The sequence below is a fragment of the Arthrobacter celericrescens genome (assembly GCF_003614925.1).
GTDB lineage: Bacteria > Actinomycetota > Actinomycetes > Actinomycetales > Micrococcaceae > Arthrobacter > Arthrobacter celericrescens.
Map to the genome: position 1 here is coordinate 1 of NZ_QYLP01000082.1, position 22,793 is coordinate 22,793.

Genomic DNA, 22,793 nt, shown 5'->3' on the forward strand with positions numbered 1-22,793 from the left:
CCGGGCCACCGCGGACGCGACCGCGGCACCTGCCCCGATCAGCAGGGCCAGGCCGACGGCGATGCCCACCTTCAGGCCGCGCCCGGCCCTGGGCTTGTTGCTCTCACCGGCAACGATGCGGGTAGTCGAGGTGTTCTCATGGGGTGATGACACGGGGAAATCCTTTGGGAGAGGGCAGGCCCATATGACGCTCTGGGCCATGGAACGGAGATGGTTGGGAAAGCCGGGGGAGGAGGTCTTTGCCCGGCTGGCTGCCTTGGCTGGATTGAGATTACGGTCACCGTTTCATGGCCACAACGGGAGATGACACCTGCTGTCACTGGGAGACGCCGACGTTAATCCGTAGACGCGCTGAGTCATGGGAGGACCAAAATCTTCATGCAGGAGCGCGTCCCGCTGGCGGGAAATCCGCCGGCTCCGCGGCGACCGCCAACTGGCAACCCAATGGAAAAGCCAGCAGACTAGACAGGGGGTAATCAGGGGAGCGGGCGAAACCTGCTCCCGCCGGATGGAAAGGCCCCGTCATTCCAACACCACATCGGCGATTCAATCCGTTAATCCGCAAATATCTCAGACCCGGCCGTCCCGACTCTTCAGAGTCCGGGAATCCCGGCGATCTCAGGCCGGTGGAACCGGCGGCCTGGCGTGAGGGCGTACCGCTGATCGGCGACGACCAGGTCTACGTGATGAAGCGCGGGACCGTGTACCACGGCAGCTGGTGCCAGGCGGTGGCCGACAGATGGGCCAGCGCACCGAGGGGGCTGCTCGTGGCGATGCTTGCCGAGGTCGGGGCGCGCACCCCATGCCGGGAATGCGCTCAGCTCGTCAAGGCAGCCAGGGCGACCGCGCGTGATCGCCACACCCGGTCCGGGCTGGCGCAGCAACCCACTCCCGCTGATTGGGTGGTTCCGTTAAGGGTCGTCGGGCTGGCCCATGGAGTCCTGTTCCTGGCAGCAGGAGCGGAGCATCGGGGGCGTCTTAGGGAAACCGCTGTGGAGCCTGCCACCCCGCTGTATGTCGGCGGCCAACGTGACGGCATGCTTGTACGGCTGGACGCCGGCCGCGCTGAACCCCTCCTCGTCGTACAGATGGACCCGCGTGCCACGTTCCGGGACGGGCCGTACCAGGCGCGGCTGCGTCAGCCGCTGCAGCGGTCGGCGAGCAAGCCCTTTGCGGTTGCCCACATTGAACGGGCGCAGGAGGCGTAGCAACGGGTGGCGCTGCCGCGCAAAGCCGGCCTGCCGCCGTCGTACGTAGCGGGAGTCAGCCCACCATGTCGGGGAAGAGCGCCCCGTCGTAGTCGGGCATCGGGACCCTGGACGTGGCCGGTTCCTTGCCGCTGCGCAAGTACAGCGCCGGTTCCGCGGTGTTGTGGCGATTTGTGTTGATCCTGTCGCGACGTGTCATCGCAATCATCTCCATAAATGAACGTGACGTTCACTGAATGAACTAACTTCAGTGTGATCCGAATCACGGCTGAATCAATAGTTTTGAACGTCGCGTTCGCATTCTGAATGGCCGGATCCGCTGGCCGCCCACGGTCGCATTGAAAAGTCCACCTACATCCCCGCCCCATGCCCTAGTCAGCCGGGCTCTTTGCCCCTTAGGTTGGTTTCCAACACCGTGTGGCGGGTATTACTCGAAGCCGGACAAGGACGTCCGAACCGAGCCGCTGCGTACTGGACCCTAGCGGGCGTTCTGTGGCCCGCCCTTCAGGAGGATACGTATGAGCGGAATGTTTGAAGTTTTCATCGACGAGGACGAGAGCTTCAAATTCAGGCTCAAGGCACCGGACGGGACCGTGGTGGCCGTTTCGATGTCCTTTCCCGACAAGCCTGCTGTGGTGTGCGGCATCCGCGATGTACGCGAGTATGCCGGTATGGGCCACATCACCGATCTCTGCCCGGAAGTCCCTGTCCATGGGTCATCACAGGATGTCCTTTCCGTGCAGCGGCCCCCTGCCGCCGCCCCGCAGCCGCCAGCCCCATCAGTGCCGGCCCCGCAGCTTCCCATGCCGCAGCGCCCCCATGGACCGCTCCTGCAAAAAGAGCGGGCCGTTCGGCCCTGGCATACCGGAAACACGGTTGAATGCGCAGGTCTGGTGGAGGCGTAGGCACACAACAGCGGTTGCAGGGCCGGCAGCGGTGCACCGCGAAAAGACGCCGCGCTAGCTTTCGTGGTTGATGGCGATGTCGTGTGACCCCGCCCATTCGCCCACGTCCCGGCGTTCTATCGCGGCAGCCATCAGTTCCGGGAACAGGTCTGGGGTGCAGGCGAAGGCGGGAACTCCGATGCCGGCCAGGCCCGCGGCGTGCTGTGAATCGAACGTCGGATGGCCGCTGTCGCTCAAGGCCAGCAGCGCAATCATGGTTGCCCCGGAACCGACAATCGCCGCGGCGCGGCGGAGCATCTCTTCCGCGATGCCGCCCTCGTAGAGATCGCTGATAAGGATCAGGATTGTCTCGCCCGGCTGGGTGATCTGCTCCTGGCAGTACGCCAGGGCCCGGTTGATGTCGGTGCCTCCGCCGAGCTGCACGCCGAACAATACATCGACGGGATCGTCCAGTTCGTCCGTAAGGTCCACCACTTCCGTGTCGAAGACCACCAGCCGGGTTCGCACCGACTTGAGGGACGCCAGCACCGAGCCGAACACGCTGGAATACACCACGGATTCGGCCATCGAGCCCGACTGGTCGATGCACAGGATGATCTCCCGCTGGACCTCGGTGCTGCGCCGGGCGTAGCCGACCAGCCGCTCGGGCACCACTGTGCGGTAATCCGGCTGATAGTGCTCGAGGTTGGCGGCGATTGTCCTGTTCCAGTCGATGTCCCGGTGCCGCGGCCGGCGGGTCCGGGCGGCACGGTCCAGGGCCCCGGAAACGGCTTGGATCGTCTTGGCACGCAGGCGGTCTTCGAGTTCCTTGGTTACGTGGCGGATGACCGCCCTGGCACTTTCGCGTGACTGCTGCGGGATCACCCTGCCAAGCCCGACGAGGGTGCTCACGAGGCCGATATCCGGTTGCACGGTGCGCAGCATCTCGGGTTCGAGCAGCAACTGCCGCAAACCGAGCCGGTCCATGGCGTCCGCCTGCATCACCTGGACCACCGAGGACGGAAAGTACCCCCGGATATCGCCAAGCCACCGGGCCACCCGAGGACTGGACGCACCGAGGCCGCCACGCCCCGTCCCCGGCGCATCGTACAGGGCCTCCAACGCCTTGTCCCGGCGGACGTCGGCGGCAGAGAGTTCCACACTGCCGCCGTCGGCCGTCCTGACTCCGTCGGCTTCGTTCCCGCCGAGGACGAGCCGCCAGCGGCCCAGCCGGTCGCGGGCCTCCGGGTCGGTCATGCGATCTCCTCCCAGCCGAGATACCGTGCCATTGTTCGAAGCGCCGGTCCCGCGGCGGCCAGATCCAACGCCGGACCGGGGGCCCGGGGAACGTCGCCCGCGTGGCTCACTTGTTCGCCGATTTCCCGCCGTTCCGCCCGGCTGAACGCCGAAAACGTCCTGCGCAAGAGCGGCAGGACGTCGTCGAACGCGTCGTCCTGGACGCCAGCGAGCCAGCGGTCGACGATCAGCAGGAGGCGGGGATCATGGATCAGCAGCACCGCGTCACCGGACAGGAGCCCGTCCAGCCAGGCGGCGGCCTGCGGGGCAGGTGTGGCCGTCGAGAGGCGACGGCTGAGCCTGTCCGCAACCTCGTCCCGCTCCACCTGCCCGGCGTCAAGCAGGAGCCTCGTGGCGCGGCCGGCGACGGAACCGTGCAGCCGGTCCGACTCGGCAACGGCGGCCAAGGCCCGGTGCCAGTCGTCCAAGGGCAGGTCCGGCAACAGGGAAAGGCCGTGCTGGGCGGAGTCGATGGACCGCCGCATGGCCAACGCCGCCTCATCATCCAGTCCGGCGCAGGCGGTCGCGAGGCCCACGCATGCCCTGACGACGGTGGCGTCAAGGATTTTCCGCACCTCGCTGACGTCCACCCCGCGGACGTTTCCGTACCGGCAGGTCCGGGCCAGCGGCGCCACCGTATCCAGCAGATCCGGAATGTCCTGCTGGAGCGCCGTGCGTTCGGCAAGAACGGCCATCACACCGGCGATGCCTTCGGGCAGGTCGGCGAGAAGACAGCTCGCGAGCAGGCCGCTCAGCTCGGCCAGGTCCGTGGCCTGCCCTGCGCGCTCGGAGACGCAGCTCGCGGCCGCCGAGGCGACTGTGGTGCCGTATCGGCTGGCTTCGACGATGGCCACGGCGAGTTCCGGCCGCCACCTCAGTGTCCACGCCTCCTTGAAGGTTCCCGTCGTGCGGCCGGTGTCGCCCGGGGTGCCCCAGTCCACCCCGAGCAGGGCCAGTCGGTGCAGCAGGACCGAGCGGGCCAGCTGGTTCGGCTTGCGGAGGTCCACGGCCACGACCTCTTCCATGGCGCTGGCCTTCAGGCGCAGCTTGCGCTGCTGGGCGGCGATGTCCTCGGCAAGCGGAACGGTCGGGGCTGAGTCCGGCACGTTTCCCAGTTCGCGTCCGACCGTGAGTTCGCTGTGCACCAGTTCCAGCGGCAAGGGCGAACCGTCGCACAGGACCGACTGCGCGGCGTCGTCCAGTTCCGCCAGTCCGGGACTGGGGCGGCCGCGGACCGCGGCCAAGGCGTTCGCCATCCGGCTCGCCTCCACCACGGAGGCGGTGGAGGCATCGAGGTCCTCCTTCCGCAGCGCGCGGGCAACCCGGACCAGCCAGGTGGTGGCGACGTCGAAAGCCGGGTCCTGCTCTGACCAGTGGGCGAAGAGGTGCTGATACCAGCCGGGAGCGGCGACGCCGGCCCCGTAGCCGCTGCGCAGGCTCAGCCGGTCCGATGTCCACGGCACCCAAGTGACCGCGACCTTGGCCTTGGGCAAGGCGGCAAGCACCTTGTTGTCGGCGGACGCCGGGGGAAACGCCGCGGGCACGAGCGCAGGGGCGTGATACGCACCGCACACCACCACGATTCGTTCGTGTCCTTCCTTGACGACGGCGCGGATGATCCGGCGCATTGCCGCTTCCCGGCGGGTGTTCTCGACGACGTCCGGGTGGTCGTCGGGCCGTTCGTCGACGGCGCGGATCTCGGCGATGGCATCGGCGATGGCGGCGAAGCGGCCGACCGGCCCGGCGTTCCGGTGTTCGATGGCGTCCTCCCACCAGCGCTCGGCATCGCTGTACCCGGCAGCGTTCGCCAGCATCGCGATCGCGTCGGGGCGGTACGGTTCGGCCGGTGCTTCGACGGCTTCGGCGACGGGATCGCCGTCGTCCTCGGGGGAGCCCTCGCCGGCAGGGGAGGCGGCACGGTCCGCCGCCATCCGGAGCCCGAAGGTGTGCGTCGCGGGCAGGTCGATCGACCGCACCAGCGCGCCGACCGAGAGCGCCCAGCGGATCGCAATCCACTCCGGGGAGAAAGCGGCCACGGGGTAGAAGGCAGCAAGGCGGGGCTGATCCACGGCGTAGATCAGGCCGGCCACCGGCGGCAGCATCTCCGGATCGCCGAGCAGCGGAACCACCTCGTCGAGTTCGGGCGGACCTTCCACCAGCACCGCATCCGGCCGGATGGCCGCCAGGGCTTCGGCAACCGACCGCGCGGACCCGGGACCGTGGTGCCGGATGCCCAGCACATGGACTTCGGCCATCGCTCAGTCCGGCACGTCGAGGTCGCGGCAGGCCCGGTAAAGGTCCTTCCACTCCGGCCGGTTCCGGACCACTGTTTCCAGGTATTCCTGCCAGATGACCCGGTCCTGCACGGGGTCCTTGACCACCGCGCCCACCAGGCTTGCCGCCACGTCCCTGGCCCGCACCGTCCCGTCGCCGAAGTGGGCAGCGAGGGACAGTCCGTTCGTCATCACGGAGATGGCCTCCGCTGTGGAAAGCGTGGCCGACGGCGACTTGAGGGTGGCGCGCCTGTCTTCCGTCATGCCGGACCGCAGTTCCCTCATGACCGTCACCACGCGCTGGATCTCCGAGAGCGCCGCCAGGTCTGCGGGCAGTTCCAAGGCCGCACCGAGGCTGCGGACCCGGGTGGTGACGATCTCCACCTCCTGGTGGAGGCTGTCCGGCAGCGGCAACACCACGGTGTTGAAACGGCGCCGCAGCGCGGAAGACAGGTCGTTGACACCTTTGTCGCGGTTGTTGGCCGTGGCGATGACGTTGAATCCCTTGCGGGCCTGGACTTCGGCGTTCAACTCGGGGATGGGCAGTGTCTTCTCGCTGAGGATCGTGATGAGCGAATCCTGCACATCCGAAGGGATCCGGGTGAGCTCCTCGACCCGGACCAGGCTTCCGGCCTCCATTGCCCGCATCACAGGGCCCGCGACGAGGGCTGCCCGGGACGGGCCCTCGGCGAGCAGGCGGGCATAGTTCCAGCCGTAGCGCAGGGCTTCCTCGGGCGTGCCGGCCGTGCCCTGCACCACGAGCGTGGACGAGCCGGAAACGGCCGCCGCCAGGTGTTCGCTCAGCCAGGTCTTGGCCGTGCCCGGGACGCCGAGCAGGAGCAGTGCGCGGTCGGTGGCCAGTGTCGCCACCGCGATCTCGACGAGCCGCTCCGAGCCAAGGTATTTCGGACTGATCTGCGTTCCGTCCGGGAGGGTCCCGCCGAGGATGTAGGTGGTGACGGCCCAGGGCGACAGCCGCCAGCTGGGTGGCCGGGGCCGGTCGTCGACGGCGGCCAGGGCGCTGAGTTCCCCGGCGTACGCGTCCTCGGCATGGGCGCGGAGAACGTCCGCGGTTCCTTGGGCGTCGGTCATCGGAAAGCCTCCGTGAGGGATTGTCGGAATGACTGGTATTGAACAATGTCGCGCAGCAGCCGGCGGCGCACGGCGTCGTCGTCGGATCGCCCGTGGCGGAGGTACCGGTCCACCGCCCCGTGCGGCAAGCACATGGGCAGGAAGGCCGCGAGGCCGGCGGCCAACTGGCCGCCCTCCTTGGCGAAGGCGTGTTCCAGCGCGGCATCGGCCAGCGCCGATCCCCACGGCCGTGGGAGCCCGCGGAGCAGGGGAATGAGCTGCAGGGACTGTGCCGGGAGGGACTGTGCCGGGCCGGCCCGAAGATGCTGCACCAGGAACCGTTCGCGTTCATCCGCGGGCAGGGAACCCAGGAGCTGCAGATCGGTGCGGACCTCGAGCAGCGCGCGGATCCATTCGAGGTCGCTGCGGAGGGCGGCCGTGGCGGCGATCGTGTTGATCACCCGGGCTTCCCTGCCGAGCAGGGCCAGGGTTGCTTGCGGGCCGCGGCCGGACGCCGTCGTCCAGACATCCAGGGGCGCGCCGCGGATGATCGAGTCGAGGCGGGCGAGCCGGTCGGGCTCTCCGTTGCGCGGATCCGGGGCGATCCCGTCCCGGAGCGCGGCGGCGTCCGGCGGTGGCGGCAGCTCGACGTCGAGTTGCTTGCGCAGCACCCCTCTTGAATGGAGCAGCAGCCGCAGGCGGGCGGCCATCCGGCCTGCCCTGGCGCTGGCCGGGAGCCGGTCGAGGAGGGTGGCGGCAACCTCACGGACGCTCTTGGCCGGGTCGTCCAGGGCGCGTTCGAGGAGGCCTTCGTCGTCGGGGTGGATGGTGGCGGCCAGCGCACCGAGGCGGGCTGCCCGTTCGCGGGCGCCGAGGTCTTCCCAGTCCAGGTCGAGCTGCCCGCGCGCCTCCGTGGGGTGGCTGGGCCGGAGCCGTTCGATGCCGGTCAGTGCGGGGCCGTTTGGACCAACGGGGCGGCTGCGCGGGGCTGCGGCGGAGTGGCTGTGCCTGAGCTCCTGGAGCCACTGGCCGCGGGTCCCGATGGCAGGTTGCAGGTGCTCCGCAATGCCCGGTTTCGAGTCGGCCAGGGACAGTAGGGTGGGGAGCAGCCGGTGCGGGACCCGCCGTCGGGATGCCTCGGCGGACCGCAGCCAGTCCGCCACGAGCTGGTCCCGGAGTTCCGCCCCGACGGGAGGCTGGTTGAGCAGGAGGTCCAGCAGCCGGGCAGCCGACTCGGAGCTTGCCTCGGTGGTGTCCGGCGGCGCCGCGTCCGGGACGGCGGTGTCCAGGCCACCGGGCTGCCTGGCCGCGCGGGTGGCCACATCGGCCAGCGCCGCCTGATCCAGCAGCGACTCCTCGCGCGTGAGGCCTTCGGGCGGGCGGACGCCGAGGTCCCCGGGCGGCGGCGGTGCCTCGTGCCGGGCGGTGCCGACCAGCGCCGACGTCCGGAGTTCGGCCAGCCAGCTCACGGTGTCACCACGGCGTTGTCGACGACGACGGACAGGGGCCGCACGCAGCCCTCCTCCAGTTCCCCGAAGAGTTCCACCGGATGGCCTCCGGTGAGCGCGAGCAGCGAGTCCATGGGCGCGTCGAGCAAGGGGAGGGCGCTCCCTTTTCCATCCACCAACCAGCCGGTGCCGCCTGTCCCACCGATCCCGCCGGGACAGATGCGGACGCCGTCGAGCAGTACTGGGTGGCGCTCGCGCCAGGGTGAGACGGCGACGGCGGCCGACTCCAGGCCCAGCGCTTCGGACACGCTGCAGCCCCCGCCGAAAGCGGCGGCCATTCCCCGCGGGCTGAGGGGAGAGGTGAACATGGCGCGGCGCGGAGCCGAGCCGGGGTAGCGTGCGACGGTCGTGTCCAGGACCGCACCGGCCAGTTGCGGCGTGGCGAGCCCCTCGCCTTGGGCGGCGAAATCGAGGACGACGACGACCGTCCCGTCCGGTCCGCGGAGCCAGGTTCGTTGCTGCTGGATCCGTCCGTCGTCGCTCCGGTGGGCGCCGAGCACGAGCCAGGGGCCGGGCAATGACTCGGTGCCCTGGACATCGGCTGACGGCACGGCCCAGCCGAGGGCCACGCGGAGGTCGGCCAGTTCGGCGGGAGCCAGCGTCTCCCGGATTCCCCAGGCTTTGGTGAGGGACCACCAGCGGCCCGTGCGGAAGAGCAGGTGGTCCGCCCAGTCGGCGCGGGCGTGGACGTCCGAACCCATCGCCCGGACCTGCTCCGCCAGCCCGGGAAGCTGGGCGTCCACCAGGCGTGCCGCCACGCCGTCCCACCAGGAATAGGGGTGGTTCCGGGCGGCGGCGAGCCCGGTCCTCGCCAGGTCCGTCAGCCAGCGGGAGAAATCGGCAATTCCGGCGTCCATGAGTTCGAGGCGGTCGGCGAGGCGCTTTGCCTGGGCCGCAGGGTCCACGGGCTGGCCGGACGGGCGGTTCCCGCGCGCGGTGACCCGCTCAGCCCGCTGTTCGGCCCATTCCCGGGCGAAGTCCGCGGTGTCCGGGCCGTCGTCGGCTGCTTCTCCGCGCGCCCACATCAGCAGGAGCGCCAGCGCGTGCTTGCAGGGGAATTTCCGGCTGGGGCAGGAGCACCGGTAGGCGGGCGCGGCCGTGTCCACGCTTACCTGGTACGGCGTCTTGCCGCTGCCCTGGCACTTGCCCCACACGAGGACGTCGTTGCTGCCCGTTTCGGACCAGGGGCCCGGGCGGGCCAGCTTCCGGGCTGCGGCGATGGAGGCGTCGTCCGGCGCGGCGGCGACCACCCTCTCCTCGCTCCAACGCCCCATGGTGGACATTCTGCCCGACGCTCCGTCCGTGAAACAGGCAACGATGCCGGGCGGCGTGGCGGACGCCGGGAGGGCGACGCCGTTCCCAGCCGGGGCCGGGGCCGTCACCAGCCGCCGCGCGTGGGGGTGTGCCCCTTCCGGGCGTCGTCGGGCATGGCCATTTCGGCCCGCAGGCCGAGGAGCCGGATCGGGCGGCCCGCTTCGATGACGGCTGCGAGGTCCAGGACCCGCTCGAGGATTTCGTTCCGGTCGAAGGTTTCCGGGATCTTCTTCGCGTGGGTCGTGGTGAGGAACGGCGCGTACCGGATTTTCAGGGTCAGCCCGATCACCGGCCGCCCCTCCGCCACAACATCCTCAAGGACCTGCGCCGTCAGCCCGCGGACGGCGTCCTCCACCTCCGCCGGATCGCTCAGGTCGCGCTGGAAGGTGGTCTCCCGGCTGTGCCCGCGGGCAACCCACGGGGTGTCATCCACCACGCTGGCGCCGTCCCCGCGCCCGAGCTGCGCGTACCAGGGCCCCATCCTGGGGCCGAACTCCGGGACCAGGGACCGGGGGTCGCACGCCGCGAGTTCGGCGACTGTGGTGATGCCGAGCTTGGCCAGCCGGGCCGACACCCTGGATCCGACGCCCCACAGCTCCTTGGTGGGGCGGCCACCCATGACGTCGAGCCAGTTCGCGGCGGTCAGGCGGAAGATGCCGGCCGGTTTGCCGAAGCCGGTGGCGACCTTCGCGCGGACCAGGGTGTCGCCGATGCCGACGCTGCAATGCAACTGCGTGCGCTCCAGGACGGCGGCCTGCACCTGCCGGGCGTACGTTTCCGGGTCCTCGGATTCGATCCCCACAAAGGCCTCGTCCCAGCCGAGGACCTGCACGGTGGCGCCGGGCTGCGCGCGCAGGGTGGCCATCACCGTTTCGGAGGCGGCCAGGTAGGCCTCGAAGTCGACCGGCAGGATCACGGCGTCCGGCACCTTGCGGGCCGCAACCCGCAACGGCATTCCGGACCCCACGCCGAACGCCCTGGCCTCGTAGGATGCGGTGGACACCACGGCCCGTTCCGTGGGGTCGCCGCGGCCGCCCACGATGATCGGCTTGCCCGCAAGTTCCGGCCGCCTCAGCACTTCGACCGCCGCGATGAACTGGTCGAGGTCGACGTGCAGCACCCATGGGATTCCGCTCACGGCACCAGTGTGCCCTAAACACCGCCGCCGGGCACACTGGGTCCGGCCGGGCTTCCCGCGTATCCGAAGACGGCAGCTAGCTGACGTCGATGACGCCCATCATCCCGAGATCCTCATGGTCGAGGATGTGGCAGTGGTAGACGGACTTTCCCGTGAAGTCCGTGAAAGCCACCCGGACCCTCACCTGGCCACCGGCCGGCACGTTCACGACCTCCCGGTAAAGAACGGCGTCCGGGACCAGGCCGCCTTCTTCCACGAGCTGCATCGGCCATACGTGCAGGTGGAACGGGTGATCCATGGGACTGGCATTGGACAGCGTCCACTCCTCGACGCTGCCTGCCGCTGCCGTGGTGTCGGTCCTTGTTGCGTCGAACCGCCTGCCGTTGATGGTGAAATCCATCATGCCCATCATGCCGCCGCCGCCAAACGCCAGGTGTCGCCGCGCGTCTACCGGAAGCGACCTGAGGTCCGCGGGCTCCGGGCGTCCGCCAAGGGGTTTCAAAGCGGGACCGGCAACACCAGCCACCCGCAAGGTGGCCAGGGTGGTGCCGGCGGCTGGAATTGACCCGTCCGGTGAGCCCGGCCCCATCCTGCTCCGTTCGTAAGGCCTCGCCAGCAGGATGGATTCGCCGGGTACCGCGGTGACTGCCAGATCCGCACGGTTGCCGGGCGCAAGCAGGACTTCGGTTGCGTCATCCGCCGGGTCCGGAGCGCCCGAGTCGATCCCCAGGAGCTGCCAGGGTTGACCTTCGAGGCTGAGCCGGATGTACCGTGACACGCACGCATTGATGACCCGCCACCTTTCCCGCTCTCCCGGGCGGGCGTCAAAGCCGGGGTTGAGCTGGCCGTTGACCAGCAGCAGCCGGCCTTCGCGGCCGGCCATCCGTTCCACCGCCGACGGCGGCCGGATGTTCCATGACGCGTCCAGGGTGGTGTCGGAAACGACCAGGACGCGTTCCCTGCTCACCTCGAGCGGCACAGGATCCTCGACGATGATTGCCCCGAAAAGGCCTGCGAAAAGCTGATCGGCTGCGTTTCCGTGATGGTGGGGGTGGTACCAGTACACCCCCGGCGGGTGGTCCTCCGGGATCCGGTGCTCGTACCGGAAGGTGCTGCCGGGCTCCACCGAGATGAAGGCGTTGTCGCCGTTGCCCTGCGGCGAGACGTGCAGGCCGTGAAGGTGCAGGTTTGTCGGCTCCCGAAGCTTGTTCACGAGACTAATCGCCAGCGAGTCACCGGGGCGCACCCGCAGTGTCGGGCCCGGCACCGCACCGTTGTATGAGAAGCACGACGCCGGCCGGCCGGCGAGCGGTACGGTCGCCTGTGTTGCTTCAAGCCGGACGTCAAGGCGTCCGGCCGAACTCTGAAAGAGAGGCGGCTGCGTCAAGGCATCTCCCGTCGTCGGGGACGGCCTTGCGGAAAGTGTCATAAGGATCCCTGTGGCGCCGGTGGCCGTCGCGGCCAGTCCGAGGCCGCCCAGAAGGAGCGCCGTCCGACGACTGATCGGGGACACTAGTGACCCTCGCCGAGTACCCTCAGCCGCTCCTGGTACTCGTCCGCGGTCAGCTCGCCCCTGGCGAAGCGTTCATCCAGGATCTGCCGTGCTCCGCTGCGTGGCCCCGCTCCGGCCTCGGGCCCCTGGCGCTTAGCCGCCCCGTAACCGCGGTCGCTGAACAGCCGGACCATGACGAACACCAGAAGCGGGATTCCGACGACCGTGATTGCCCCCCAGAGCCACATCCACGCCATATCCATCCCGTAGCCCCACATCATGGCCGGCACCTTCCACCCCGCAACGTATGGTGCTTTGAGCCTCGCCTGCGGATGGCCGGGCCGCCAGAGTCAAAGGGCCCGGGTCGGGTCCAATGGCCAGGAGACGGCGGGCCGGTGACACGATCAACCGCGGCCGCTGCTCAGGTGTCATTGGCCGGGCCGGGTGGGAGTCCTCGGACCAGCGGGGCCTTGCCCAGCGGGGTGCGCGGGACTTCCTCGACCAGTTTCAGCCGGACGGGCGTACGTCCGGCCCCGGCCGCCCCCAGGGCGTCCTCGAGCCCGCGGCCAAGGGGCGCCGGATCGGTGCCTGGTGTCAGGCCCGCGAGCAGGATGGTAAGACCGTCAGGTTCTTGCCTCACCTGCCAGCCGGTCGTTCCAGCGTTGTCCAGAATCCGGTGGAAAACGTTCGGGTGTACCTCCGCCTTGCCGCCCGGGCCGGGCAGGTAGAGGACGTCTTCAAGCCGTCCCTCGACCCCGCTCACTTGGATGAACCGGCGCCCGCACGGGCACTCCCGCCCGCCCATGGAGAGCTGGTCGGTCATCTCGTAGCGGATCAGCGGTATGGTCCGGGAGAACAGGACTGTGACAAGGAGCTTTGACGCGAGGGCGCCGGGCATGACGGGGGAGCCGGAGGCGTCAACTGGCTCGACGATGAGCAGGTCTTCGTAGAGGTGGCGGTTGCGGTAGCGGCACGGTGAAGCCACACCTGCCGTCTCGGTGGCTGCGTAGACGTCGAATGGCGCCGATCCCCACGCTTCTTCGATCTCCTTTGCCGCCACCGGGGAGAGGACCTCCGATGCTGACACGACGCTCTGCGGATGGATGGCGAGCCGACCGGCCCGTTGCTCGGCGGCCAGCGGGCGCAGCGCGGAGGCGTATCCCACGAGGAGGCGCGGCTGGAAACGGTTCAGGGCCGATACCGTATCGGCACGTGCAGCGGTGGCGTCGAGCCTGAGCGTCGGAACCAGCGGGGAAGCCAGGGCCGCTCCGACGACGGCGGACTGGTGCGTCGGCAGGAGGGAGCTGACGACGGCGACCCTCAACGGCCGGGTCAGGCCGGCCGGCACTTCGGCCCAGTCGTTCGCCCGGGCGTAGGAGGCGAGGATGGTGGACCACTCCTGCCTGTTCCAGATAAAGAGGCCGCGCCGCCCGGTGGTGCCTGCCGTCTGCGCGGCCCACCACCGTCCCCGCCACGGCATTCCCGGATCGCCACCGGTCCGGACGAGTTCGCCCAGATGGGCTTCAAGATCTGCCAGACGCAGCCGGGAATCCGTGACCGCGTCGTCGAAACCTTCCAAGAGTTGGGCCTTGGTGACGGGCGGCAGGTCACCCAGCGGTGCCTCCTGCAGCTTTGCGTGATGGCCCCGGTAGAACGCCGACCGGGCGTAGGCATGGCGGCGCAACGCGGCCAGGGCCCGGTCCTGGTGGTCCAGGATCCGCGTTTCATCCCAATGGTCACGCCGCTTCCACATGGCGCGCCTGGCCAGCAGCGACGCGAGAATCTGCAGGTCCATTGGTGCTTCTCAAGGGTGTCCTTTGCCGCTTGCGGCCGGCGTGTCAGGCGCCGCCGTCGCTGCGGTGGGAGGGCGCGTCCGGGGTGATGGGGGGCCACCACCGCACCGGGTCGCTGATCACGAAACGCCGTCCGCTGAGCCCGGTCGGGACAATGCGGATGAGTTGGTCCTTTGTCCCCGCTTCCCACGGCGAGAGGGATGTTGCGGCGGCTTCCCGCAATTCCCCGGGATCTTCGACCAGTTCGGCTGTCCCCTTCACCACCACGCTCCATGCGATGGTGCCGTAGGGATTGAGGCCGTCGGCTTCGAAGGCGACCGGCTTCCCGCCCTGCAGGGCCTCCAGTTTGGTGCCGGGCCCGGTCCGGAAGATCAGCGTGCCGAAGTCCGGCACATAGTTCACGGGGAAGATTTCGGGGTCTCCGCCGCGAACCAGAGCCACCCGGCCGACCGAGGAAGTCTCAAGGTACTTCCAGCAGTCGTGCACGGTGAGGGAGACGGTTTCGGAAACGGGCGCCGGGTTATCCATGCGCCGAGCATAGGTTCCCGGTTGCACGGCCCGGTAGGGCAGAAAGTCCCGCCGTATCGGAGAGCCGCCGACGCCGGTACCTGGGGTCCGGCGTCGTGACTTTCGGCCCTGTTTCGGCCGGCTGCTCCCGGGAAGACTGGGCCTACGACAGCGGTGCCTCCTGGCGGGGCACCGCCGAACAGCCAGGAGGAACACCATGGAAACTGACGAACGGCCCGGAACGGTCCTGGACGAACAGCAGTCGTGGAGCGTGTTGAACCGGTGCGGTCACGGCCGGCTCGCTGTTTCGGTGCTCGGCAAGCCCGATATCTATCCGATCAACTATGTGGCGGACGAAGGCGTCCTGCTGATGCGGACGAACCCCGGCACGAAACTGGCCGAACTCACCGTCAATGCGAACGTCGCCTTCGAGGTGGACGAAGTCAGCGACGCCGAAGCCTGGAGCGTGGTGGTGACCGGAACCGCCCGGGTGGTCGAGTCGCAGGCGGAAATCGACAGGCTGGACAAGCTCCCGCTCAAGCCGTGGATCCCCACACGCAAGTACACCTATGTGGAGATCACGCCGGAACGCATCCACGGCCGCCACTTCGAGCTCGGCGAGGAACCCGAGAGGTACTAGCGCCCGGAATCCACAGCCGAAGGGCGCGGGACTTCCCGCGCCCTTCGGCTTTCCGCGCCCTTCGGCTTATTCCAGGCTGGCCCTTGTCGCGTCGTCCAGCGGACTCCACCAGGTCAGCGGCGGGGTGACCTTGAAGCGGCGGCCGGTGACCGACGTCGGGACGATCCTTACGAACGCGTCCTTCCGGCCCGCCTGCCACGGAAACAGCAGGAGCCCCACGGTGTCCAGGAGCTCCTGGGTCAGCGTCACGCCGGCGGCTCCGCCCTTCACCACCACGCTCCAGGCGATACCGGAATCCGCGTCGACGCCGTCGGCTTCCAACGCCACCGGGCCGCCCTCGAGTGCCGCATGGAGCTTGGTGCCCTCTGCGGTGCGGAAGACCAGCGTCCCGTGGTCCACCTTGTAGTTGACGGGGAAGATATCCGGGTGGTCGTCCACCCAGACGGCCAGTCGACCCACGGACACCCCGCGGAGAAGGTCCCAGCATTGCTCAGGGGAAAGGACTTCGACACCGGAAACCGGCGGTTGTTTGCTCGTCATGGGCCGACCGTACGCCCCGGTCCACGGGGGCAACAGGGCACAAAGGCCCAAGCCCGTCCGGGAACTGGAAGCGCTGGCAGGGGCCGGGTACGCTGGCAACGGAGCGCATGGAGGGGGCCGATTGAACACGTCTAAACCGGACCCGGAACGGGCCGAACACTCCCCGGCAGCGGGGATCCGGATCGAGGAACTGCTCACGGAATTCCTGGCCAAGGCCGGCGAACTGCTCCACGCGCAGGAGCACATGCGCGGACTGCTGGAAGCGGTGGTGGCGGTTGCCGAGGACCTCAGCCTGGAAGCAGTGCTGGACCGGGTTGTGACCTCCGCCTGCCGTCTCGTGAAAGCCCGTTACGGCGCCCTGGGAGTCATCGGCGAGGGCAACGCCTTGAGCCACTTCGTCACTGTCGGCATCGACGACGAGCTTGCCCGCAGGATCGGCCCGCGCCCCACCGGACACGGCGTGCTGGGCCTGTTGATCAACGAACCGGCCCCGTTGCGGCTGCACGATTTGCGGGAGCACCCGAAGTCGTACGGTTTCCCGGCTAACCATCCGCCGATGAAGTCCTTCCTCGGCGTCCCGGTCCGTGTCCGCGACGTCGTCTTCGGCAACCTCTACCTCACGGAAAAGGAGGACGGCCAGGACTTCACCCCGGAAGATGAGGACCTCGCCGTCGCGCTCGCGGCCGCGGCGGGCGTCGCGATCGAGAACGCCCGGCTCTACGAGGACGCCCGGCGCCGGGCCTCCTGGCTGGAAGCCTGCATGGACGTGACCGGGCGGATGCTCGGCGGCGAGACCGCTTTGGAACGCGGGCAAGCCCTGGAACGGGTGCAGCCCTTGGGGCGCGGCCGGTCCCTCGAGGAGGGCGACTGGGGCCTGGACCTGATAGCCGACCGTGCCCTGCGCGAATCCGGCGCCCTTCTCTCCCTGATCCTGATCCCCGTCGAGGGGACCGGCTCCTACAAGGTCATGGGGGCCTCAGGGGAGCAGTCCGGGCACTTCTCCGGAAAACTGCTGGCCCTGGACTGCGACGCCGTCAAGGAGGTGGCGGCCGGCGGCCCGCCCGCGGTTGTAGACGAGGCACATACCGTGCTGGGCGAGGCGGCCGACGCCTTGGACCTGGGCAAGCTCCTGGCCATCGACCTCAGCGCCCATGGCGCCCACCACGGGCTCCTGGTCCTGGTGAGGGAGCGGGGCACGGGGCAGTTCCCGGCGACGGACGTGGAGATGGGCGCCGTCTTCGGTTCGCATGTTGTCCTGGCGCTTGAACTGGACCGGGTCCATCGCCTGAGGGAGCAGCTCGTCCTCTTCACGGACAGGGACCGGATTGCTCGGGACCTGCACGACGTGGTCATCCAGCGGCTGTTCGCAGCGGGGCTGAGCATCCAGAGCCTCCGCCGGTTCACCGCTGACGGAGCTGCACTGTCGAGGATCGATGCCGTGACCGCCGAACTCGATGAAACGATCAGGGATCTGCGCGACACCATCTACTCGCTGCGCGCCGGCTCGGGGGAACGCGAGCTCCTGAGCAGCCGCATCCTGCAGGCCGTCCGCGCCGCGACGGGTTCCCTCCCGTTTGCGCCCCGCCTCGCCCTGACGGGCGCCGTGGATGCAGTGCTCGACGACGACACCGTGGTGAACCTGATGGCCGTCATTTCCGAGGCGCTGAGCAACGCCGTGCGCCACTCCGGGGCCGGGTCGATCAGCGTCTCCGTCGCCGCCGACAACGGCCGGCTGCGCCTGGCCGTGCAGGACGACGGATGCGGTTTCAGCGATCCCGTTCGGGGAAACGGGCTCGCCAACATGGAGCGGCGGGCGCGCGAACTCCACGGGACCTTCACGGTGAGCAGCACGCCGGAGTCGGGAACCCTGATCGAATGGACCGTCCCCGCTCCGTGAACCGAAGCCCTAGCGACTCCGGGCCGAACCGCCCGCGGTTCCGTGGGCGATGAACACCGCGGCCTGGGTGCGCCGCTCGAAGCCCAGCTTGGCAAGCATCGACGACACATAGTTCTTGACAGTCTTTTCGGCCAGGACCATCTGCTCCCCGATCTGCCGGTTGGTGAGGCCCTGCCCCACCAGTTCCAGTACCCTGCGCTCCTGCGGGGTCAGGGTGGCCACCAGCGGATCCACGCGCTGGGGTTCCGTGAGGCCTTCGACGATCCTGGCCTTCACCGCGGCGTCGAACAATGACTCGCCACGGGCCGCCCGGCGGAGCGCGCCCAGCAGGTCCGTGCCGCCGATCTCCTTCAGGACATAGCCGGCCGCCCCGGCCAGGACGGCACCCCGGAGGGCCTGTTCGTCGTCGTAGCTAGTCAGGATGAGGCACACCAGGGAAGGATCCACCGACCGCACATCCCGGCACACCTCGATGCCGGTGCCGTCGGGCAGCCTCGCGTCGAGGACCGAAACGTCGGGGCGCAGCGCCGGGATGCGGCGGGCCGCTTCCTCGGCGGAGCCGGACATCCCGACCACCACGAATCCCTCACCCTCAAGGAGTTCCTGGAGGCCCCTGCGGACCAGTTCGTGGTCGTCGAGGATGAACACACGGATCGGTTCGCCGGGCTCCCGCATCGTACTTGGCTGACTGTCCATGGTTCTCCTGTCCCGGCGCAGCAACTGCTGCCTTGAGCCGGCTTATCCTCTCCGGCCTTGCCATTCTTTCCCGCCCGGGAGAGTCCTAACAAGGGCCGAAGGACCTACCCTGCACCCGTGACCTTTGGCACTGTTCCGGCGCGCTTTTTCTGCCCACGCTTGGAGTAGAGGAGTAGGCCCATGCCCATCGCCCTGCCTCATTGCCCCGTCCTTGTGGTCCCTGGGGAGAACCGGCAAGGAACGCCGACCCCGCCAAGGGAGGACCCGGCGGGAACCCCAACAGAGAACACAGAAGGAGTCTGAATCAAATGAAGAAATGGACACGCTGGCAGGACTGGACAGTCGTTGCTGCCGGCGCCTACGCGGCGCTGTCCCCGTTGTGGACCACGCAGTCCGGAGCGTCGATGGCGTTCCTGGTCATCCTGGGTGCGCTGCTGGTCATCGCCGGCGCCACCAACCTCGCTTGGCCCGGGCTGCCGGCTGCCGAGTGGGCGCAGGCCGTGATCGCCATCGTGCTGCTGTTTGCCCCATGGTTGGGAGGCTTCGCCTCCGCAGCCGGAGTTGCGTGGAGTGCCTGGATTCCCGGCGCCGTCGCCCTGATCGTCACCGCACTGGCGATCAGGCCGAGCACCGAAGAATACCGTCACCACCACATGACAACAGCCCACTAAAGTACGCGGGGTGTCCCGCCGCCGCGGGACACCCCGGGCCACGACCGGGAGGCCGGCATGCCTGACAGAAACCACGCCACGTTGCGCTTCCTCGGAGCAACAGACACGGTCACCGGCTCCAGGTACCTCGTTTGAATCCGGTGGCCGTCCCACGGAATCCTTTGATGAAGAACGGGAAACACCATGAAGAATCCGATTGTCGTAGGCGTCAACGATACCGAAGCCAGCCTGGCAGCCGTTGCCTGGGCGATGCGCAGGGCGGCGGCGTTGAAGCTGCCGGTAGTTCTGGTCCATGCGCTGGATGACCGCTGGTCCTACGAGAGCTATTCGTTCATCGACGAGATCAAGAAGGCCGGGACAGAGCTGCTGGAGAAGGCGAAGGCGCGGGCCATTGAGGCGGATCCGTCCGTGGACCTCAGCGTCAAACAGGTGTCCGGAAGCACCGGCTACGTGCTGCGGAAGCAGTCGCGGAAGGCGTCGATGGTGGTTGTCGGCTCCGGGGAGTCCTGGTTCGGCGGAGCGGTCACGGACCGCGCCCTGCAGATTGCCGCCGTCGCGCTCTGCCCGGTGGCGGTCATCGGAGCGAAGGCCGACGACGGCGGGCGGCAGGGCATCCTGGTCGGTGCGGACGGCTCCGAAGAAGCGACCCAGGCCGTCGCGTTCGCCGCAGCGGAAGCGGACCGCGAAGGACAGGAACTGACCATCCTGCACGCCTTCGGAAGCCCGATGTTCCGCGTTCCCAACGGGAAGCCCGGAAGCGACCTCGCAGACCGTGCCGCGGAAGAAGAGCGGGTCATTTTGGCGGAGACCGCGGCCGGCCTCGCCGAAAGCTACCCCGACCTCACCGTCCGCCAGATTCTCGTGGTCGATACCAACCCGGCGAAGGCGCTTGTCCAGGCCGCCCGTGACGCCAGCCTGCTGGTCCTGGGCAGCCGGGGCAAGGGAGCATTCAAGCGGCTGCTGATGGGGTCGACCGCGCATGCGGTGCTCGCCCAGCTGCCGTGTCCTACGATCATCACCCGGGTCAGCCGGGTGAAGCCTGGGCAGTAACGGGCCGGACAACCAACACAGGACAGGAAGCGTGGTGGAGCACGGCGTGCGCGGTTGAGCCGATGCTGCCCTTGACGACACCGCGGCCGTGGGTCCCCACGACGATCGCGGCGGCGTCGCGGGACGCCTCCAGCAGCGTGCCGGCAGCCGAGTTCCCCGTGAGCATTTGGCTCCGGACCTCGAGCGCCGGGAACCAGCGGCGGGCGGTGCGTTCGACGTCGTCGAGCACTTCCTCCGGCCGTTGGGGACCCGCCGCTGCCGGGCCGTGCCGGCCGCTGTGCCTGGACTGCACGGACACGATGCGCAGCGGCGCTTCGGTGAGCGTCGCGAGGATCCCGGCCTGGCGGACTGCGTCCTCCCATTGCCAGGCGTCGGCCTGCGCGGTCCCGGCGTGCCCGGCGTCGACCCCGACGACGACGGGCCCGGCAGTGCGCGCCTCCTGGCGGATGACCGCAACGGGGCAGTCCGCGGTAGCGGCCAGCTCAAGGCTCACCGAACCGATGAGGAGGCCCATGAATCCGCCGATTCCGCGGCTGCCGACAACCAGCAGGGCGGCGCCGTCGGAGGCCTCCCGCAACAGCCCGGCAGACCAGCCGTACTTCACGACAGTGCTGACGGCGACGCCGGGGGATTCGTCCCGGGCGACGGCGGCCCCTTCCGCCGCGACGGCTTCGGCGGCGTGCCGCAGTCCGCTGTCCGCGATTCCCGGCACCGGGCCGAGGTCGTGGGTGAACGCCGGCCACATGGAACAGTGCACCACGGTGAGCCCGGTGTTCCGCAGGGCGGCCTGGCGCGCGGCCCAGCGGACCGCGGCGGCTGCCGCCGTGGAGCCGTCGAAACCGACAACGATATGGCTCACGGGACTCAGTCCCCTTCCGGGGCGTGGACCACGAGCACGGGGCAGTGGGCATGGGCCACCAGGGCCGAACTGACGGACCCGAGGAGGAGACCGCCGAAACCCCCGTGGCCACGCCTGCCCACGACGATCATGTCCGCGTCCTTGCTGGCCTCGATGAGCATGTTCCTCGGATGGCCGCGGACCAGCCGGGGCACGACGTTGTCCGGCCGCTGGGGCCCGAACGCCTTGGCGATGGATTCGCCGAGGATGTTGTCCGCGGCCTCCTCGAACCGCCCGATGCCCACCGCTTCATAGCTGGCGGGCACATGGGGAGGGTCCCAGAAGGCGGAAGCCTCGACCGTGGCGCCGAGCGCCGATGCCAGTTTCCGGGCTTGGCGGAGCGCTTCGATGGAGGCGTCCGAGCCGTCCACGCCTACCACGATCCGGCTGCCGGATGGGTTCTCCATTGTTCCTCCAGGTGTCTTGGCCGGTGATTGCTTCGGGCGCCCTACTCGGGTGGCTCCCGCCGGGGCGGGGGAGCTGCGGCGCGGGGCAGCCGGAGCGCCAGGCGGGTATGGGCGAAGAGGAGGTAGGCCCCGGTGGCCATGATGGCGAATCCCAAGGTGCCCAGCGCCGTCAATTGCGTGGCGATGCCCGCTATGAGGACAAAGCACCCGACAAGCAGGGTGAAGGCGCCTGCCACCCTGCGGGCGGGACGCGCGGCGTCGACCGCCGGGGCGCAGAGCCTGGCGGCCAGCCGGGGGTCTTCCTGCGAGAGCTGCTCTGCGAGCAGTTCCAACTGGTGCCTTTCGTATTCCGTGAGGGCCATTGCTTCCTCCTCGTCGGGCAAGGTGGCCGGACGCGGCCGGTTACTCGAAGGACGTCCGGCGCGCGTCGTTGAGCCGGGTGGCCCACACGTCCGGGGCGCTGACTTTGAACTTTCGTCCCGTCAGCACCGTCGGAGAGAGCCGCACATAATGGGTTTTCGGCCCGGGCTGCCACGGTTCCAGGCCAAGGGTGTCTGCGGCCGCTTGTTCATCCGGGTCATCGATCATGGACGTGCCGCCGCGCACCATGACGCTCCAGGCTTCCTCGGTGGCGGGGTCGTAGCCATCGATCTCGAAGGCGGCGGGCAGTTCCTTCCGGGACTCCCACAGCTTCTTCCCGGTTGCGGTGCGGAACACGATGCTCCTGCGCTCGAGCACGTAGTTCACCGGGAAGATTTCGGGGTGGCCGTCCACGATGACCGCGAGCCTGCCGACCACTCCTGTGCCGAGCAGGTCATAGCATTCCTCGAAATCGATCTTGCCGACTTTCGTCATGTCGCCCATGGGCTCAGGTCCTAACGTTCGCGAAGCTGGTCTGAAGGTTGTCCGGGTCCTATTCCATTCCTGCGCGGGTCGCGTCATCCATGCCGACCCGCCACCGCATCCCCGGAGTGACGGTGAACCGGCGGCCGGTCACGAAATCGGGCACGATGCGGAACAGTTGCTCCTGGCCGGCCCCCTGCCACGGAAACAGCGACTTGCTCAGGGAACCGAGAGACTGCTTGGTTGAATCGGTGCGCTCGGCTTTGCCTTTGACGACGACGCTCCATGCCATGCCGAATTCGGCACTGACGGCGTCGGCTTCCAGGACGACGGCACCGTCGTCGTCAAGTGCCCGGGTCTTGGTCCCCGTTCCGGTGAGGAACACCAGGGTGGTGTCTTCCACCTTGTAGTTCACCGGGAAGACGTCGGGCCGGCCATCGACAATGACCCCCAGCCGCCCAACCCCGGTTTCCCGAAGTAGCCTCCAGCATTCTTCGGTATCGAGTTCTTCCGCTTCCGGCACTACGTTCTTGTCAACCATGAGGCGATCCTAGGATGGCTCCAGTGCGTCCGGACAGGGCACAAAGTCCCAAGACGGGGACCGCCGTCGAGCTGTGTGCCCCCCACGGGGTGCCTGTTGCCGGGCGGGGCACAGGCGTAGCGTCTA

Annotated in this window: 24 protein-coding genes; 6 read left to right on the plus strand and 18 right to left on the minus strand. The window is 68.8% G+C overall.

Annotated features, from left to right (window positions below; all coding sequences use genetic code 11):
• Positions 1-1,037 precede the first annotated feature (1,037 nt).
• The gene (locus tag D3654_RS20520; protein WP_162943744.1) at positions 1,038-1,208 is read left to right on the plus strand and encodes a hypothetical protein; all 171 of its coding nucleotides are present in this window, start codon (positions 1,038-1,040) and stop codon (positions 1,206-1,208) included.
• 55 nt (positions 1,209-1,263) lie between these two features.
• Here the strand turns inward: D3654_RS20520 and D3654_RS20525 are convergent, their stop codons facing one another.
• Complete coding sequence (locus D3654_RS20525) at positions 1,264-1,407, minus strand: hypothetical protein (protein WP_162943745.1); 144 nt, start codon at positions 1,405-1,407, stop codon at positions 1,264-1,266.
• Between the two features lie 319 nt (positions 1,408-1,726).
• Here D3654_RS20525 and D3654_RS20680 point away from each other — a divergent pair, with 319 nt between their 5' ends.
• Positions 1,727-2,113: a YegP family protein gene (locus tag D3654_RS20680; protein WP_205571813.1), complete on the plus strand. Its 387-nt coding sequence runs from the start codon at positions 1,727-1,729 to the stop codon at positions 2,111-2,113.
• Between the two features lie 54 nt (positions 2,114-2,167).
• On the opposite strand, the gene D3654_RS14065 is transcribed toward D3654_RS20680, so the two are convergent.
• The 10 genes from D3654_RS14065 to D3654_RS14110 all read right to left on the minus strand — a co-directional run bounded on the left by D3654_RS14065 (position 2,168) and on the right by D3654_RS14110 (position 14,505).
• Positions 2,168-3,349, minus strand: coding sequence for a VWA domain-containing protein (locus D3654_RS14065; protein WP_120522111.1), 1,182 nt, complete (start codon positions 3,347-3,349; stop codon positions 2,168-2,170).
• Positions 3,346-5,643, minus strand: a complete 2,298-nt coding sequence (locus tag D3654_RS14070; protein WP_120522112.1) for a DUF5682 family protein — start codon at positions 5,641-5,643, stop codon at positions 3,346-3,348. The genes D3654_RS14065 and D3654_RS14070 overlap by 4 nt, the downstream gene beginning before the upstream one ends.
• Positions 5,644-5,646: 3 nt before the next feature.
• Positions 5,647-6,753, minus strand: a complete 1,107-nt coding sequence (locus D3654_RS14075; protein ID WP_120522113.1) for an ATP-binding protein — start codon at positions 6,751-6,753, stop codon at positions 5,647-5,649.
• Complete coding sequence (locus D3654_RS14080) at positions 6,750-8,201, minus strand: DUF5691 domain-containing protein (protein ID WP_120522114.1); 1,452 nt, start codon at positions 8,199-8,201, stop codon at positions 6,750-6,752. The genes D3654_RS14075 and D3654_RS14080 overlap by 4 nt, the downstream gene beginning before the upstream one ends.
• On the minus strand, positions 8,198-9,514 hold the full coding sequence (locus tag D3654_RS14085; protein ID WP_120522139.1) for an SWIM zinc finger family protein: 1,317 nt from the start codon (positions 9,512-9,514) through the stop codon (positions 8,198-8,200). Before D3654_RS14085 ends, D3654_RS14080 begins: the two co-directional genes overlap by 4 nt.
• 104 nt (positions 9,515-9,618) lie before the next feature.
• Positions 9,619-10,692: a DNA polymerase IV gene (locus D3654_RS14090; RefSeq protein WP_483458051.1), complete on the minus strand. Its 1,074-nt coding sequence runs from the start codon at positions 10,690-10,692 to the stop codon at positions 9,619-9,621.
• 76 nt (positions 10,693-10,768) lie between these two features.
• Positions 10,769-12,205 carry a multicopper oxidase family protein gene (locus D3654_RS14095; RefSeq protein WP_120522116.1) on the minus strand — a complete coding sequence of 479 codons (1,437 nt, stop codon included), beginning with the start codon at positions 12,203-12,205 and terminating at the stop codon, positions 10,769-10,771.
• Complete coding sequence (locus D3654_RS14100) at positions 12,205-12,432, minus strand: SHOCT domain-containing protein (RefSeq protein ID WP_342635093.1); 228 nt, start codon at positions 12,430-12,432, stop codon at positions 12,205-12,207. Before D3654_RS14100 ends, D3654_RS14095 begins: the two co-directional genes overlap by 1 nt.
• 173 nt (positions 12,433-12,605) lie before the next feature.
• Positions 12,606-13,979 (minus strand): phenylacetate--CoA ligase family protein, encoded by a 1,374-nt coding sequence (locus D3654_RS14105; protein WP_120522118.1) that lies wholly within the window; start codon positions 13,977-13,979, stop codon positions 12,606-12,608.
• 43 nt (positions 13,980-14,022) lie between these two features.
• The gene (locus tag D3654_RS14110) at positions 14,023-14,505 is read right to left on the minus strand and encodes a pyridoxamine 5'-phosphate oxidase family protein (protein WP_120522119.1); all 483 of its coding nucleotides are present in this window, start codon (positions 14,503-14,505) and stop codon (positions 14,023-14,025) included.
• Between the two features lie 196 nt (positions 14,506-14,701).
• On the opposite strand from D3654_RS14110, the gene D3654_RS14115 reads away from it, so the two are divergent.
• Positions 14,702-15,124, plus strand: a complete 423-nt coding sequence (locus D3654_RS14115) for a pyridoxamine 5'-phosphate oxidase family protein (protein ID WP_120522120.1) — start codon at positions 14,702-14,704, stop codon at positions 15,122-15,124.
• A gap of 66 nt (positions 15,125-15,190) precedes the next feature.
• On the opposite strand, the gene D3654_RS14120 is transcribed toward D3654_RS14115, so the two are convergent.
• The gene (locus D3654_RS14120) at positions 15,191-15,664 is read right to left on the minus strand and encodes a pyridoxamine 5'-phosphate oxidase family protein (protein ID WP_120522121.1); all 474 of its coding nucleotides are present in this window, start codon (positions 15,662-15,664) and stop codon (positions 15,191-15,193) included.
• Between the two features lie 121 nt (positions 15,665-15,785).
• Between D3654_RS14120 and D3654_RS14125 the strand changes: the two genes are divergently transcribed.
• Complete coding sequence (locus tag D3654_RS14125) at positions 15,786-17,561, plus strand: GAF domain-containing sensor histidine kinase (protein ID WP_245413243.1); 1,776 nt, start codon at positions 15,786-15,788, stop codon at positions 17,559-17,561.
• 9 nt (positions 17,562-17,570) lie between these two features.
• Here the strand turns inward: D3654_RS14125 and D3654_RS14130 are convergent, their stop codons facing one another.
• Positions 17,571-18,257, minus strand: a complete 687-nt coding sequence (locus tag D3654_RS14130; protein ID WP_120522123.1) for a response regulator — start codon at positions 18,255-18,257, stop codon at positions 17,571-17,573.
• A gap of 308 nt (positions 18,258-18,565) precedes the next feature.
• On the opposite strand from D3654_RS14130, the gene D3654_RS14135 reads away from it, so the two are divergent.
• Both D3654_RS14135 and D3654_RS14140 read left to right on the plus strand, forming a co-directional pair.
• Positions 18,566-18,928, plus strand: a complete 363-nt coding sequence (locus D3654_RS14135; RefSeq protein ID WP_120522124.1) for an SPW repeat domain-containing protein — start codon at positions 18,566-18,568, stop codon at positions 18,926-18,928.
• Between the two features lie 183 nt (positions 18,929-19,111).
• The gene (locus D3654_RS14140) at positions 19,112-19,978 is read left to right on the plus strand and encodes a universal stress protein (protein ID WP_120522125.1); all 867 of its coding nucleotides are present in this window, start codon (positions 19,112-19,114) and stop codon (positions 19,976-19,978) included.
• Here D3654_RS14140 and D3654_RS14145 read toward each other — a convergent pair.
• Genes D3654_RS14145 through D3654_RS14165 form a run of 5 tightly spaced genes read right to left on the minus strand, consistent with a single transcriptional unit; the run spans position 19,953 to position 22,667 of the window.
• The gene (locus tag D3654_RS14145; RefSeq protein ID WP_120522126.1) at positions 19,953-20,837 is read right to left on the minus strand and encodes a universal stress protein; all 885 of its coding nucleotides are present in this window, start codon (positions 20,835-20,837) and stop codon (positions 19,953-19,955) included. The two genes, D3654_RS14140 and D3654_RS14145, sit on opposite strands and share 26 nt — an antisense overlap.
• Before the next feature lie 5 nt (positions 20,838-20,842).
• Positions 20,843-21,283, minus strand: coding sequence for a universal stress protein (locus tag D3654_RS14150; RefSeq protein ID WP_120522127.1), 441 nt, complete (start codon positions 21,281-21,283; stop codon positions 20,843-20,845).
• Between the two features lie 41 nt (positions 21,284-21,324).
• Entirely contained in the window at positions 21,325-21,645 is a 321-nt protein-coding gene (locus tag D3654_RS14155) for a DUF3040 domain-containing protein (RefSeq protein ID WP_120522128.1), read from the minus strand.
• 40 nt (positions 21,646-21,685) lie between these two features.
• A complete protein-coding gene (locus tag D3654_RS14160) occupies positions 21,686-22,147 on the minus strand; it encodes a pyridoxamine 5'-phosphate oxidase family protein (RefSeq protein WP_120522129.1) in 462 nt (153 codons plus the stop codon).
• Between the two features lie 49 nt (positions 22,148-22,196).
• Entirely contained in the window at positions 22,197-22,667 is a 471-nt protein-coding gene (locus D3654_RS14165; protein ID WP_120522130.1) for a pyridoxamine 5'-phosphate oxidase family protein, read from the minus strand.
• Positions 22,668-22,793 lie beyond the last annotated feature (126 nt).

Coding starts and splice junctions, on each gene's coding strand:
- D3654_RS14160 (WP_120522129.1), bottom strand. CDS start 22,147: ATGGGCGACATGACGAAAGTCGGCAAGATCGATTTCGAGGAATGCTAT.
- D3654_RS14150 (WP_120522127.1), bottom strand. CDS start 21,283: ATGGAGAACCCATCCGGCAGCCGGATCGTGGTAGGCGTGGACGGCTCG.
- D3654_RS20525 (WP_162943745.1), bottom strand. CDS start 1,407: ATGACACGTCGCGACAGGATCAACACAAATCGCCACAACACCGCGGAA.
- D3654_RS20520 (WP_162943744.1), top strand. CDS start 1,038: ATGCTTGTACGGCTGGACGCCGGCCGCGCTGAACCCCTCCTCGTCGTA.
- D3654_RS14135 (WP_120522124.1), top strand. CDS start 18,566: ATGAAGAAATGGACACGCTGGCAGGACTGGACAGTCGTTGCTGCCGGC.
- D3654_RS14110 (WP_120522119.1), bottom strand. CDS start 14,505: ATGGATAACCCGGCGCCCGTTTCCGAAACCGTCTCCCTCACCGTGCAC.
- D3654_RS14075 (WP_120522113.1), bottom strand. CDS start 6,753: ATGACCGACGCCCAAGGAACCGCGGACGTTCTCCGCGCCCATGCCGAG.
- D3654_RS20680 (WP_205571813.1), top strand. CDS start 1,727: ATGAGCGGAATGTTTGAAGTTTTCATCGACGAGGACGAGAGCTTCAAA.
- D3654_RS14115 (WP_120522120.1), top strand. CDS start 14,702: ATGGAAACTGACGAACGGCCCGGAACGGTCCTGGACGAACAGCAGTCG.
- D3654_RS14085 (WP_120522139.1), bottom strand. CDS start 9,514: ATGGGGCGTTGGAGCGAGGAGAGGGTGGTCGCCGCCGCGCCGGACGAC.
- D3654_RS14120 (WP_120522121.1), bottom strand. CDS start 15,664: ATGACGAGCAAACAACCGCCGGTTTCCGGTGTCGAAGTCCTTTCCCCT.
- D3654_RS14070 (WP_120522112.1), bottom strand. CDS start 5,643: ATGGCCGAAGTCCATGTGCTGGGCATCCGGCACCACGGTCCCGGGTCC.
- D3654_RS14165 (WP_120522130.1), bottom strand. CDS start 22,667: ATGGTTGACAAGAACGTAGTGCCGGAAGCGGAAGAACTCGATACCGAA.
- D3654_RS14105 (WP_120522118.1), bottom strand. CDS start 13,979: ATGGACCTGCAGATTCTCGCGTCGCTGCTGGCCAGGCGCGCCATGTGG.
- D3654_RS14155 (WP_120522128.1), bottom strand. CDS start 21,645: ATGGCCCTCACGGAATACGAAAGGCACCAGTTGGAACTGCTCGCAGAG.
- D3654_RS14065 (WP_120522111.1), bottom strand. CDS start 3,349: ATGACCGACCCGGAGGCCCGCGACCGGCTGGGCCGCTGGCGGCTCGTC.
- D3654_RS14100 (WP_342635093.1), bottom strand. CDS start 12,432: ATGTGGCTCTGGGGGGCAATCACGGTCGTCGGAATCCCGCTTCTGGTG.
- D3654_RS14140 (WP_120522125.1), top strand. CDS start 19,112: ATGAAGAATCCGATTGTCGTAGGCGTCAACGATACCGAAGCCAGCCTG.
- D3654_RS14130 (WP_120522123.1), bottom strand. CDS start 18,257: ATGGACAGTCAGCCAAGTACGATGCGGGAGCCCGGCGAACCGATCCGT.